The 13,981-nt window shown below is 40.7% G+C and carries 12 protein-coding genes; 11 read left to right on the top strand and 1 reads right to left on the bottom strand.

Annotated elements, in window-relative coordinates:
* The 4 genes from PGRAN_RS16765 to PGRAN_RS06920 form a co-directional block, all read left to right on the top strand.
* A partial coding sequence (locus PGRAN_RS16765) for an immunoglobulin-like domain-containing protein (RefSeq protein ID WP_159101118.1) occupies positions 1-1,028 on the top strand: 1,028 nt, incomplete at its 5' end.
* A gap of 43 nt (positions 1,029-1,071) precedes the next feature.
* On the top strand, positions 1,072-1,713 hold the full coding sequence (locus PGRAN_RS06930; protein ID WP_036066094.1) for a hypothetical protein: 642 nt from the start codon (positions 1,072-1,074) through the stop codon (positions 1,711-1,713).
* Positions 1,714-1,728: 15 nt separating this feature from the next.
* The gene (locus PGRAN_RS06925; protein WP_036066093.1) at positions 1,729-2,364 is read left to right on the top strand and encodes a hypothetical protein; all 636 of its coding nucleotides are present in this window, start codon (positions 1,729-1,731) and stop codon (positions 2,362-2,364) included.
* A gap of 302 nt (positions 2,365-2,666) precedes the next feature.
* Positions 2,667-5,120, top strand: a complete 2,454-nt coding sequence (locus PGRAN_RS06920; RefSeq protein ID WP_036066092.1) for a SpaA isopeptide-forming pilin-related protein — start codon at positions 2,667-2,669, stop codon at positions 5,118-5,120.
* Between the two features lie 111 nt (positions 5,121-5,231).
* Here PGRAN_RS06920 and PGRAN_RS06915 read toward each other — a convergent pair whose 3' ends face one another.
* Positions 5,232-6,701, bottom strand: coding sequence for an AcpB/EbpR/MafR family transcriptional regulator (locus PGRAN_RS06915; RefSeq protein WP_036066091.1), 1,470 nt, complete (start codon positions 6,699-6,701; stop codon positions 5,232-5,234).
* A 371-nt stretch (positions 6,702-7,072) separates the two neighbouring features.
* On the opposite strand from PGRAN_RS06915, the gene PGRAN_RS06910 reads away from it, so the two are divergent.
* Genes PGRAN_RS06910 through PGRAN_RS06880 form a run of 7 tightly spaced genes read left to right on the top strand, consistent with a single transcriptional unit; the run spans position 7,073 to position 13,970 of the window.
* Positions 7,073-8,206, top strand: a complete 1,134-nt coding sequence (locus PGRAN_RS06910) for a glycosyltransferase (RefSeq protein WP_036066090.1) — start codon at positions 7,073-7,075, stop codon at positions 8,204-8,206.
* A 20-nt stretch (positions 8,207-8,226) separates the two neighbouring features.
* Positions 8,227-8,913: a YveK family protein gene (locus tag PGRAN_RS06905; RefSeq protein ID WP_036066089.1), complete on the top strand. Its 687-nt coding sequence runs from the start codon at positions 8,227-8,229 to the stop codon at positions 8,911-8,913.
* Positions 8,894-9,583: a CpsD/CapB family tyrosine-protein kinase gene (locus tag PGRAN_RS06900; RefSeq protein WP_051998463.1), complete on the top strand. Its 690-nt coding sequence runs from the start codon at positions 8,894-8,896 to the stop codon at positions 9,581-9,583. Before PGRAN_RS06905 ends, PGRAN_RS06900 begins: the two co-directional genes overlap by 20 nt.
* An 18-nt stretch (positions 9,584-9,601) precedes the next feature.
* The gene (locus tag PGRAN_RS06895) at positions 9,602-10,990 is read left to right on the top strand and encodes an O-antigen ligase family protein (protein WP_051998462.1); all 1,389 of its coding nucleotides are present in this window, start codon (positions 9,602-9,604) and stop codon (positions 10,988-10,990) included.
* Positions 10,978-11,868, top strand: a complete 891-nt coding sequence (locus PGRAN_RS06890) for a hypothetical protein (RefSeq protein ID WP_036066088.1) — start codon at positions 10,978-10,980, stop codon at positions 11,866-11,868. The genes PGRAN_RS06895 and PGRAN_RS06890 overlap by 13 nt, the downstream gene beginning before the upstream one ends.
* Positions 11,843-12,610 carry a glycosyltransferase family 2 protein gene (locus tag PGRAN_RS06885; RefSeq protein WP_036066087.1) on the top strand — a complete coding sequence of 256 codons (768 nt, stop codon included), beginning with the start codon at positions 11,843-11,845 and terminating at the stop codon, positions 12,608-12,610. The genes PGRAN_RS06890 and PGRAN_RS06885 overlap by 26 nt, the downstream gene beginning before the upstream one ends.
* Positions 12,611-12,626: 16 nt before the next feature.
* Entirely contained in the window at positions 12,627-13,970 is a 1,344-nt protein-coding gene (locus PGRAN_RS06880; RefSeq protein ID WP_036066086.1) for a UDP-glucose dehydrogenase family protein, read from the top strand.
* Positions 13,971-13,981 lie beyond the last annotated feature (11 nt).

Genomic DNA, 13,981 nt, shown 5'->3' with positions numbered 1-13,981 from the left:
AAAAGGAAGTATACCTTTTAACCGCGGATGAATACGAAATGTACGAAGACTACATTACGGGAACAAACTCTGCCAACATTGTAAAAGTACAGCTAGTTGTGGACGGCGTAGTTCAAAATACCACAGGAACAAGCGGTGAAAACTACACGATTTGGGCCGGTGAATTCATTACAGATCCGAATCAAAAAGTCGAGATTTACGGCCTTGATGCATCTGGCAAAGTAGTTGCTAAAACAGACGTAATCATCAAGAAAATTGAGACAATACTAACCGCAAATGACTATAATTTTGACAATCATGATGAGTATGTTTTTGGTAAACATTCACAAGATATCGTGAAAGTAAAAGTATTCGTGAATGGCCGAGATCGCATGACAGCAACAACGAACAATACAGGTAGAGGAAAATATAAAATTTATGCGCGTCAGTACATTACTGATTTTGGTGACGAAGTTGTTATTAAGGGGTTGGACAGGAACGGCAAAGTAATCGCAGAAGCGAAAGTGAATATCGTGAAATCGAAGACAGAGCTAACGGCTAGCACATTTATTATGACAATTGATGAAAGTATTACAGGAACGGCAAGTAGTGATGTAAAACAAGTCAAATTAAAAGTAAATGGCAAGATTGTCAATCAAATCAACACGAAAAACGGCAAATATTCTCTTTATGCGCAAGGTTTAATTACAAGTGAAAAAGATGTCGTGTCCGTTTGTGCCTACAACGAAGAAGGTGTACTCATTAAAGAAGTTCCGGTAGACGTTAAATACATCATGGATGGGACGGAACTAACCGCAGAACCTTATCAAATTGGTGAAGAACTACTCACAGGGACTGCAACGGGTGGCGCGAATAAAGTGAATTTAGTCGTTAACGGTGAAACGGTGAACCACGCGTTCGTAAAAGACGGCAAATATTCCGTTTATGCACTTGGTTTTATCAAAAACAGTAGCGATAAAGTAGAAGTCGTTTCATTTTCAAAATTGGGGTTCGAACTTATGCGAACAACAGTAGATATTACAAAATAAATAAAAAGAAAGTCCGCTAGAGGGCTCAGGAAAGAGGAGACAGATGAAGAAGTATGTATTAGGATTAGGAACATTAGCGATGGTAGGATCATTATTTTTAACACACCCAGGGGAAGTTTCAGCACAAGAAAACCATGCTCCAAGAAGTGAAGTGGGAACGTATGGTATGAGCTTGCTCGCGAGCGGGGAGTTGGAGGGAAGAATGACTCCATACATCCAAGGTGTTCCGAAATCTGGTAATATAGCTCAGCACTACACAGCTAAGTCGACAGTAGCTATCGGCTTATTCGATAAATCAAACCTTGTTGTTAAATTACCAGATGAATTCAAGTATGTAGCATTGCAAGATGAGTTCAAACGAGCAATCAAAGGAAGCATCACTTACCCAACAGGAATGGGCGCGGCAACGCATGAGTATACGGCAGGAGATATTACGATTTATGCTGACCGTATTGTCTTAAAAAATCCGCGAGCAAGCTATATTTTTGGTGCTAAATTTACAGCAGACTTATCTATCGATTACGGTGCGATCTTGGACAAATATCCTAATATTCCAATCGATGAAAATCCTTCAGGTTACTCATTTGTAGCGGTTCTTACAGAAGATGCAATGATTGATTGCAACTTGATCGGTTCAAAAGAAGGTAGATGGATAAGTGAAGAAACAGCAGCGATTAGAAAATAAGGAGAGTGGAAAAGGATGGGCAAACGTCACGTTGTAGCGGCAGGCTTAGCAGCAATGCTCGGACTCGGCGCATTACAAGTAGATGGTATTGTAGCATCGGCACAAGCAACAAACACAGGTAGTTCCACAGATGTAGTGCATATTTTGGCGGAGAGTTCCTTAGAAGGTTCACTTGCTAAATATATTCCCGGTGTGAATAATTCCGGTAAAGCGACACTGCATTACGAAGGGAAAAGCTTAGGTGTTGAGGATTTTGACAATGCCAATCTATTAATTAAAATGCCGAGCCAATTTAAGCATATCACCCTACACGATGAGTTTTTAGCTGCGGTTTCAGGTGAAATTTCCACGCCATACGGTACGAAAAAAATAACACCCAATGATTTAAAAATCTATTCAGACCGTATTGTCGTTTCGTTTCCGCAGTCTTTCTTTACGACGCAAGGCAAGTACAGAGCAGATATTGTGCTTGATTTTGGTAAAATTTTAAAAAAATACCCGAACATCCAGATTGATGGTGCAGCTTCTGGCTATCAGTTCTCCAGTACGTTAGTTTTTGCTTCATCACTATGGGATATTATTGAAGATCCCATTTTCGGTTCGCTATCAGGTGATTACACAACAAACGAAATAGAAGCCGTTGTTAAGTAATAATTTATAGGTCAGGAGGGAGTTGATAAGATGATTTGGTATGTATTAAATCTGTCTTATTGGCTCTCATTATGGAACAATAAGTGAGTGAAAAACAATGAATCTAGGAAATTTTATACTTTATGGTGTAAAGGTTTATAGAAAAATTGGTTACCTAGATACTTTGGAAATATCATTTAAATATGAAAATAGAGTTAGTAGCGTTCATATAGTTGATTTGCTAAACTATTTACCAGTTCTAGCGTAAGCTGAATTTTTCGATTAAGCCGGGGCACCCTTTACTAAGGAGCGGTAAATACAAGATGAAAAGATTAATTAGTTTAATGACAGTGTTAGTTCTGTTTGGAAGTATGTTACTTCCAGGAGTTGTAGGACAAGCAAGCGTGGATCAAGGAAATTTTGATATTGCGCTTAAGGCGTATGAAGACCCGATCATCAGTAACGGTCAGGTTAATTTGAAAGTGACGCTTAGTGCGGATGCGAATACGATTGTAGATGAGAATGGTCTCGTCAAAGTAACCATTCCTCGAGAGATTTTCTCGTCAGGAGACCTTTCTAACATTCATTCGGACGCTTTTATATTTGATCATATGGAAAACCCAGCAAAAGATGATCCTGATAGTATTGCGGTTTTTGTAAAGCCTGATTCTAGCTATAACGAAGGTGCTGCATGGTCTGCTTCTTTTCAATTAGCATTTCAAGCACCGTTATTGCGACCAGGAACGGAAATAAAACCAGAACAAACATTTAATGTCGCGTATAATGGAAAGTCAGACTCGCAGACGTTGCGTGTGAAAGTCGAAGAAGGTGGAAATCCTGCACCCTTTGAGAAATGGTGGAAGTCTGCTGTTGACTCGAATGGGATTGGTATTTTGGAAGAAGATGATTCCAAATATAATATATTTCATTTAGCGGTGAATGCAGATCGTAGTTTTGAGTTAGGCGATGTGACGATAACTGATCAGATTCCTGATGGTTTATCGGTGGAGCAAGACCCGGTCGAGACGCCAAATATTGAAGCAACCGATGCTACAACTGTGAAGGGCATCCGTATTGTGGAAGTAGCGGCAGATGGTTCGCGGAAGTATGTCACGAGCCAGTATCGCGATGCTATTTTCTTTGATGAGACAACGCAACGACTGGAAGTGAATTTTAAAAATTTAACGAAGACAGATAGTTTCTTGATTGAATATCGTGTGAACATGGAGACCAATAAAGAGGTTTACAAAAACACAGCAACGATGACGAGTACAGACGTTGGTGAAGTTTCAGACAGCGTATTGGTACGCCCAGATAGCAATACAAACTTCAATAAAGCATTGACAAAGTCAGTGAATAAGGAGTTCTTAATTGGTGATGACACGACGCTTGCATATACGCTGACGCTAAGATCGATTATAGGAACGATCAAAGCAGGGCAGGTATTTACGGACACCTTGGATAGTCGCCTGAAATACAGCAAGATGATATCAGGTATGGAATTATTTGATGTGAGACAAGAAGGGCAGACGCTTACCTTTACCGCCAAAAAAGATATGGAATTAGGTACCAAGGGTGAGGTCGTGTTTGAAGTAGATGCGTCTGGTGTGGCTGTAGGCGACACAGTGACAAATAAAAGTGAGATCGAACTAGATAATGAGCAGTATGATTCGAATACGGTCGCGACCAAACGGTTCAGCAATGCCATTTTGATTCAAAAAGTAGATCAAGATGATGCGAATAAGTTGTTGGCTGGGGCAACATTCCAACTGCTAAATAAGGACGGAGAAGTTGTTCGTGAAGGCGTAACGGACGCGTCTGGGCAACTGATTTTTAAAGATGTAGTTCCGGGAGCGTATGAAGCAGTTGAAACCGCGGCGCCAGAAGGCTATATACTGGATAAGACACCGATTCCAGTTGTGGTTGAAGCAGATAATGAAGATACCATTTCATTAGTCGTTAAAAATAAGCGCAATAATACTGGCGTTATTCAAGTAGAAAAACGTGATGCCGAGTCCAAAGAAAAACTCGCTAACGCGAAATTCACCCTCACGTCGGAAAACGGTGTACAATCTGGGACAACAGATGCAACGGGCAACTTACGTTTTGAGCATCTAACTCCTGGTGAGTATACGTTAGAAGAAGTAGAAGCACCAGAAGGCTATGTCATAGATAACGCGAAACGAGTGATCCAAATTGTTAGTGGAGAGGAAAAAACGATCACCGTTACTTTTGAAAATAGTCGAATGAAAGGTTCTGTCATGCTAACTAAAAAAGATAGCAAAACAAAAGAAGCTCTAGAAGGTGTGGAATTCCAACTACTAGATAAGCAAGGTCACGTGGTTGAAGATCACCTAGTTACCGACGAAAAAGGACAGATATTAGTCGGTGATTTGGACTGGGGAGAGTACATGTTCAAAGAAATCAAGGCACAAGAGGGTTATCGTATAGACGAGAACGAGCTTGCCTTTGAAGTTAACCAAGAAAATGTTTCCCAAATGATTGAGTTGACCAAATATAATGAACGAATAGAGCCGAATATACCGGAGGAACCAATCACACCATTAGAACCGAGTGTACCAGAAGAACCAAGTAAGCCAGAAAAACCGAGTATACCGAAAGAGCCAAATACACCAGGAGAAACAAATACATCAGAAAAGCCGAGTAAACAGCCAGCGTTACCAACAACAGGAGATAGCGGTATGCAATGGTTTATGATGATAGGAATTATTCTATCAACCTTTGGAATGCGAGCCTATTTACAAACTAGAAAATAAGCCGAGTTTGGGACATAGCCAAAATAAAGCAAAAATCGTCTTACCCAATATAATGGGCGAGGCGATTTTTGCTTTATTTATAGTTTCTTCGCAGACTTGGCTGGCCTTGTTTTATTTATTAGAAGTACTGGTGATTTTGTCATAGCAGTTGTGTAAGTTTTTAATATCCAGTGGTGTTGGGAACATCGAGATGCAGACGACCATTGGAGAATTTTTGAAAGAAAGTCCAGGGATGTTTGTGACGATAACATCATACATAGAAGCTTTTTTCTTGAAGGCGGAGAGGGTGAATTCTTCGGTGATGGAAAGGTTGAATTTATTGCTAAATCGGGCGTGAAGTTCATCGCGGATAAGTGCCATATGCTCGATATCCGTGTCTAAAAGAATGCCAACATCAATGCTAGGAGTCCTTGTTTGTAGATGTATGGCAAGATTGCGCCAATGTGTGAGTAACATATAGGCAAGCGAATCTAATTTATTAGTAGTGTATTTGGAATTCTTGAAAACCTGTTTGATCGTCTCATTTAATGTATCTATAAAATAGGGATGTTGATTGGTGATTCGGTCGACTAGAGCGCGATGTGTATTGTATAGAATATAGCTCTCACTCTCAAGGTTAGTAGCGAGGACAGCGATATTATAAATATTAATGAGAATGTGTTCTTTATTCTCAATCGGAATCTCGAGCTTGGTGGCTAGGGCCTCAAGCAATTGTAAATTTCGCTCTGCCAGCACCTTGACAGAATCATCGTGAGCCATTAATTCTTCGAGGTGTTCATAGTTAAATGCGAACTTATTTTTAATAAACATACCGAATAAACTATAGGCGACTTCTTCAGTCAATTCAATTTTAAAAACAGATTTAAACAGTCCGGTTAACACTTTATTTTTGAGTAGTGAGGTGTCTACATCTGCTGGGAAATTAGCTTCAGTTGTTTGGATATGGCCATTCCTGACCCGTGTGAGAATGATCATGATCCAAAGTCTCAGTCGGTTCAATTCGCAAAAATCCATTCTTTGATTATTGGCTTTTGCGACCCAAGTAAGGATTTTATCGAGTGCACCAACTTGTATTTTAGGAAAGGGGATATTGGCGATTCCATACTTTTCTTCGATGAGATGAATCATCAGGCTACAAATTTCGGCTTCATCGCCCACCAATATGAGTGGCTGGGAGTTGACTTTGATTTTCTTTTTTTTCAGCACTTTATTTAAATGAGAGATGGTTCTGCGGAGTGTAGAACTACTGATAAATAGTTTTTCGGATAGCGAGTCAATAGAATGATTTTCATTAAAGAAAATTTCTTCGATAAGTGAAAATTCAGTACTGTCTTTCAGGGTCGAGGCATATATATGATCAATATTGTAGTTCATCGGGATGTATAAATAAAACCCGTTTTTAGAGGATAGGATCTCAATTGGTGCGGCATAGCTATTAATTTGCTCGATGTCTTTGCGTAAGGTTCGGCTATTAAAACCTAGCGTATAACTTATCTTGTCTAATGTCATGTTTTTATTTTCATGGAGTAAGTTGATGATTTTGAGTTGGCGCAAGTGCTGTTTGGATAGGCAGTTTTTCATTCAAATGTTCCTCCTTTTTCTATATGAAGAATGCTAAAGACAATGATGTACTTATGTTAGTTAGCTGTGACTTGAAATGATTTACAGATACGTAATGTATAGTATCTTACTACATGTTTTCCAAAAAATACAGAGTGATGTTCCTGTTTTGGAATATGTATAGACTTATTAAGCACTGTGATTAACCTATTTGCAGATGCTGATCAAGTCTTTTATCAAAAACTGCATTTCGGCCTTCTTTTTTTGAACAGATTGAGATTCTAGATTATATTACACTAACTCATGTAAGATTTATTCCCCATTTTTGGTACGAAAAATCTATAGAATTCGAGTGTGTAGCACGTCGTAATTATGAAAGAGGAAGGATAATCATGAATGTAGAAAATGTGTTTTTATGTAGCAGTGTCCATCATTGGAATGGAACCAGATTATACCATAAAACGGCCAAATCTTTAGCATATAATAATTTTAAAGTAGAGTTAATAGCGATTGAGCAAGGTAGAAATACAGATGCGCTTGCCAATATACAGATACAAACGTTGCCTAAGAAAAATAGATATTTGAGACCACTTAATTGGTGGACGGTTTATAAGATGGCAGTAAATTCGAAAGCGGACTACTTTCATTTCAATGATCCGGAGTTGTTACTTGTCGCTATGTTGCTGCGTCGGCGAAAAAAAGATGCTATTTTTATTTTTGACATGTATGAAAATTTTCCAAAAGCGATTCAATCGAAGCCATGGATTTGGCAAAGAGCTAGAATGCCACTTTCTAAACTCATCAGAAATTTGGAGAGGTGTCTTTTAGCGCGCATGGATGCTGTTATTTTTGCGGAGAGTTCTTATAAAGTAGATTATCCTTTTCTTGATTGCCCACAAATTGATACATATAATTTTCCGACATACCAGCCGGCACAAGGAGCAACGGAGGGAGATTTAAAAAAATTGGTATACGTTGGTGACATCACAGAAGCTCGTGGATTGATGGAAATGCTTCATTTGGCGAATTACTTAAAACAACACTGGAATGATCCATTCGAATTGGTGCTCATTGGAAATATGTCGGAGGGGTTATCGGCGAAAATGGCGCAATTCATCCATCTTAATCAGTTAGAGGAACAGGTTATCTGGAAAGGTTTGATTCCATATGACATGATGTGGCAGGAATTGCATACAGCGGATATTGGTTTGTGCTTGCTTCATCCGTTGCCTAATTATCTAAATTCACTCGCAACGAAGTTATATGAATATATGGCGGCCAATACGGCGGTGCTTGCTTCTAATTTTCCTGATTGGCAAGCGTTGATAAATGAGACGAATGCAGGCGTTTGTGTGAACCCGCTAAACCAAGATGAGGTTGGGGAAGCAACGTTACGATTATTAGAGAATCCGCGTGAAGTGAGACAGATGGGCCAAAACGGACGTTATTATTTTGAGCATAAGTATAATTGGGGCCATGAGGAGAAGAAACTTATTCAACTGTACCAGGACATAGGAAAAAAATAAATAAGGAAAGGTGCTTTTTCATGCACACATTAAGTTTTAAAGATATTTGGAGCGTTGCTAAAAAGAATATTCTGTGGATTATTGCCATTCCATTCGCATTATTATTAGCTGTTTTTGTTTTGTACTCCTATTTTATACCGAAGCAATATAGGTCGGACGTTCAGCTTTTTGTCACGGTAAATGCAAATGGGGCGGCTTCACAAACTTATGAATCGTTATTGATGACGCAAGGTTTGACAGACACTTACGCGAAGCTGATCCAAAGTCCCAAAGTAATGAGAAATGTCGCAAAAGAAACGAAGTCGAAGGAAGCCATTGATACTATTCGGAACAAAACAACGGTGAATGTGGACGAAAAATCATTGGTTTACAGCATTAGCTATAAGTCCGGAAATCCGAAAGAAAGCGCGCTAGTGGTGAATACGATTGCCAAATATGCGTCGGAGGAACTAAAAGCTTTGGTGAAGGGAACAAAGGTTACAACGATCATGTCTGGTGAGCTTGGAGTTGCGATTTCAAATGTCAGTAAGTATATTATCGCGTTTATTATTGGGGTTATTTTAAGTATTAGTTTCCTCATTATAGCAATACTTCTTGACACAATCGTGACGAAAGAAGAGCAGCTAAGTGAAATGGGAGTCGATGTGCTTGGTGATATTCCGCATGTTAGGGAAGGAGGAAAAGGACATGAGACGACTAAAAAGTAATGAGCAGAATGGGCTGGAATGGGACAAGTTACCGGTGACGGAAGTACGATCTGTCTTTTTTGAAAAGTTGAATTCGATTCAGTCGAGCATTCAGTTTTCCAATAATAAGGCGCAAGTTATTACAGTGACCTCGGCGCATAAAGGAGAAGGAAAGACGTTTACATCGATGAATTTGGCGGCGGTTTATGCGATGCAGGGCAAGCGGGTATTGATTATTGATGCGGATATGCACAATCCTCGGCTTAGTAAGTCATTTCAGCAAACCAATAAGCAGGGATTTAGTTCGGTGTTAGCAGGTGCTGTTCCCTATCAGGAAGTGCTTCAAACGACGGGGATCGAGAATCTTTCTTTTCTACCTGTTGGGCCATTGCCACCAGCACCCACGAAATTACTGAATTCGGTTCATTTTCAAACTTTTGTGGAGGATGTGCGTGCGGAATACGATTTGATTTTATTTGATACCCCACCGATTTTACTGATTTCGGATTCGCGAACCATAGGTGCTGCAAGTGATGGCGTGATTTTGGTTATCAAGGCAGCGAATACGAAAAAAGCCGACATTATGCGCGCGATTCAATTGATTGAAGCAAGACATGAGAAGTTTTTGGGCGCTATTTATAACGATAAAAAGTTAAGCAAACGAGAGATGTCAACGTATAGCTATTATTAGAAGAGAAGAGCGTGGACTGTGGTTAAGTATTGGAAAATGATTGTTTTTATTGTGATGCTTGGTTTAGGCGTCGTCGCGGCAATGTTGAATAGTATAGGAATTTTGATGGCGGTTTGTATCATGCTGATCCCGCTAATATTCTTACTTGATTTGGAAAAAATAGAGTACATCTTATGGATTGGTATTGTGATTACCTCCTTCTTTGGCTCGTATTTAGGGCTTTCAGGTAACAGTAGTATCTTCTTGTTTCGGATTTTATTGTTGCTACATGTGCCGCTGTTTCTATGGAGCGTTTCACGAAACCGGCTGGGATATAGCAAAATCGAGAAGGTTATTGTGATTTTAATCGTGCTTTGGCTTTTTGGTAATGTGGCTTCGATGCTTTGGGCAAGTTATATTAGCGCGACGTTTCGCTATTTGTATTTTGTTTTTGAAGCGGGATATTTGATGATGATTACGTTATACCACGTTCGTTCGAAAAAGGACTTAGCAATCGTGACCTATTTTATTAGTGCCGTCTATGGTTTTTGTTTGGTCATTGGCATGATTGAGGTTTTGACGGGTTGGCATATGAGTTTATCTGGAAATGTATTGGAATATACGCAAGAACGGCATAAATATCGGCCGGCGGGATTGCAATACAATTACAATGATTTTGGAGCATTTTTAGTGATGTTTTTGCCGCTAGTTGTGTGGGGAATTCATACGTGGCGCTGGCGCGGGAAGTACTTGTTCATCGCTGCGGTAATTGGAATAAGCGGGTTTCTAGTCATTAATACGTTTTCGCGTGTGTCGATGATTATGCTTATTGTCGAGGTTGTGCTGTTACTAGTTCTTTGGTTCCGCGTGTGGGGTGTGATTGCTTCGTTTGTCGGTTTGCTCGTGGTTGTATCGATCAACGTGTTACAACTTGGAGCCGCAAATAGTAGTCTGTTCACGGATGTTATTTCGGCTTTTACGGAAAAAGGAAATTCGACAAGTGAGCGGATGATGATGTATCAGAAAACGATGCAGATTATCAGTGATTCGCATTTCTTAGGTATTGGTGTTGGTAATGTGCCCATTGCGCTTAATAATTCGATTATGGGGCATGGAACACTCAGCAATGCATATCGGGCACCGCATAACTTTATCTTGGAGTCGGTAGGTAATATTGGTTTATGGTCGTCCTTTTTATTCGCGGTCGTGGTGATTGCCCTGATTCTGAGTGTGAAATACCTGTGGATGCATATGCAAAATGGCTTTTTCGCTGTTATTCCTGTTTTGGTTGTGGCTGAATTTTTAAGTGCATCGGTGGGTATTAGTACGATTATCGAGATTCGGTTTTTATGGATTGCGTTAGGATTGGTGCTGGCGATTGTGTGTAATCAAGCTTTTTGGAGGAGGGACGGTAAATGGGAATTCTAATTGGAGCATTTGTGTTAGGTGTGGTTTGCTATGGTGTGATTGCGTTATACAGTCGGTTTTATAAATCACGCCGGATCGAGATTTTACGGCAAATGCTGATGGAAAAGCAGACGTATGCGAATGGTATTACGGAAAATAAAATTGTGATCGCGGGCGGTAGTGAGGTTCTATACAGCTTTGATACGGATTTTTTGAGTGAACAGTTAGGGACTCCCGCGGTTAACTTAGGTTCTAATGTTGGTTTTGGCGCAGCATTTATTATGGATCGAGCCAAAGAGTGTTTGCGAAGTGGCGACACACTCGTATTGTCTCTGGCATATGGTTTGTACGACCGGCCAATGTATGATGTTTTTGCGTATGAGTATTTCCGGATGTATGACCGCGAGCAGTTTCGTCGGTTCTCTTGGAAAGAGCGGGCCTATTACATGATGAAAAACGTTGTATTAAATAGGCGTTTTGAGGAGAAGTTTTTTGATATGAGTCCGTCGGGGTTTTATCGGAATGTGATGGGGAGCGAGCTTCCGCCGCATAAAAATGTGCCGTTGCAGTTTGCGGATTTCGCAGAGGGTGAGGTCACGGCGTATTTGTTGGCTTTGAAAAAGTATTGTGAGTTTCATGACATTAAACTGTACATTACATATCCTGATACCGTGTATTTTGCAGCGTACGAGACGGAGCCGTTTTTTGAGCATCTGGAAGGGTTTTTAAAGCAGAATTTTAGTGTGATTGGTAACGCTAGTTCGTATATGTATGATTCGGAATATTTTTATAACTCTGTGTATCATGTGAATAAAAATGGGCAACGGAAGCGAACGAATGATTTATTGAAAGCGTTGAGGAAGGAGCAAAGCATTGGAAACAAAGCGGTGGAAGGGTGATTTAGTCAGTGTGATTATGCCTTGTTATAACGCGGAAGTACATCTCCAAGAAGCGATTGACAGTGTATTACAGCAAACTTACGAGGATTGGGAGCTGATTATCATTGATGACGGTTCCAATGATGGAAGTCGCGAAATTATTGATAAAAATGTCAGGCGTGATGACAGGATTTCGGCAATGGCATCACTAGGAAATGAAGGTGCTGCGATGGCGAGAAACCGGGGTTTGGAAGCGGCACGTGGACAATATATTGCTTTTTTAGATAGTGATGATTTTTGGGATAGAGGCAAGCTTAGTATGCAAGTTTCGTATATGGCAGAGCGGAGTGTCGGCTTTACGTTTACGGCGTATCAGAGTGTGGATGAATCGGGCAACATGAGGAAAGTTATTCGAGTGCCAGAGACGATTACCTATCATGCATTACTGCGAAATACGATTATCGGTTGTCTCACAGTGCTACTCGATCGACATGTTGTTGGTGATGTAAGGATGCCAAAACTAAAATCGAGACAAGATACGGCAACGTGGTTAGGCATTTTGAAACAAGGGCATGTCGCGCACGGCATTCCAGTGACGTCTGCCTTTTATCGGAGTACTTCAGGATCGTTATCAAGTAATAAATGGAAAATGCTACGCGCCAATTGGCGAATGTACCGAGAAGCAATGAGCCTACCGGTATGGTATGCGACTTACTGCATGATTGGCTACATGATGAACGCGACGAAAAAGCGAATTTTTTAGGAAAGGGTGTAAAGCAATGGAAAAAATAGTGATGGCCGGCGTTGGATACGTTGGTTTAGTGACTGGGACGAGCCTAGCGCAGACTGGAAAAACGGTTGTATGTGCGGATATTAGCGAATCCAAAATCACGCAATTAAAAGAAGGCGTCTCACCGATTTATGAGCCGGGTTTGGAGGCGATGATACAGCAAAACATCGACCGTGGAACGCTAGGTTTTACAATAGATATGACACGGGCGTACCGAGAAGCAGATGTGATTTTTATTTGTGTGGGAACGCCAGAACAGGCGGATGGTTCTGCGAGTTTAACATACATTTATGAGGTGGCCGAAGATATTGCGAACTATGCCAAAAAAGATACGCTGATCGTGATGAAATCAACGGTGCCAGTGGGGACCAACCAACAAGTCAAGGCCTTTATAAATGACCGCCGTGATGCGGAAAATGCATTGGAAATTGTTTCGGCACCTGAGTTTTTGTCACAAGGGACGGCGGTCAATGATACGCTACATGGTGCTCGGATTGTGCTTGGCGTCGAGACAGAACAGGCGGAGATGAGAATGCGTGCGGTCTATTCTGGGTTTAAGCAACCAGTTGTGGTGACCGATTTGGTTAGCGCTGAAATGATCAAGTACGCTTCGAATGACTTCCTAGCATTAAAAATTTCGTTTATTAATGATATCGCCAATCTATGCGAAAAACTAGGCGCGAATATTGATGGTGTAACGCAAGGCATGGGGCTTGATCCGCGGATTGGGAAGCAGTTTTTGAATGCAGGTGTGGGTTATGGCGGTTCTTGTTTTCCTAAGGATACTAAAGCGCTGTACCGTTTGGCGGAAGATGTTGGCTATGATTTACGAACCGTGAAAGCAACGATTGATGTGAATCAAGACCAAATTTATAAGTTGCTTCATCAGGCAAAACAGGATTTTGGTAGCTTGGCAGGGAGAAGCGTATCCGTACTTGGATTGACGTTTAAACCGGGCACAGATGATTTGCGTGAGTCGCCGGCGATTTGGAATATTTTTGAGCTGATAAAAGATGGCGCAGATGTGACGGTATACGATCCAGTTGGAATGGAAAATGCCCGATCCATTTTTCAAGATCGAGTAGCTTACGCAGATTCGGCGTTAGCAGCGATATCAGATACAGAAATCTGTTTTATTTTTACAGAGTGGCCAGAAATAGTGTCAGTGGCGCCAAGTGATTTTAGCGAAAAGATGAGGTCTGTGCACATTTATGATGGACGTAATTGCTTTGATGTGGCCGAAATGGCGGCGCTAGAAGAGGTACATTATGTTTCGATTGGCCGTCCGAAAGTGCAGCGATATCAAGAAGAATTAGTAGGATTATCTAAGTGAAGGGAGAGGAA

This window comes from Listeria grandensis FSL F6-0971, from assembly GCF_000525835.1.
GTDB classification, from domain to species: domain Bacteria; phylum Bacillota; class Bacilli; order Lactobacillales; family Listeriaceae; genus Listeria_A; species Listeria_A grandensis.
Note: the sequence above shows the minus strand (reverse complement) of the source record. Positions and strands in the feature narration are given on the sequence as shown.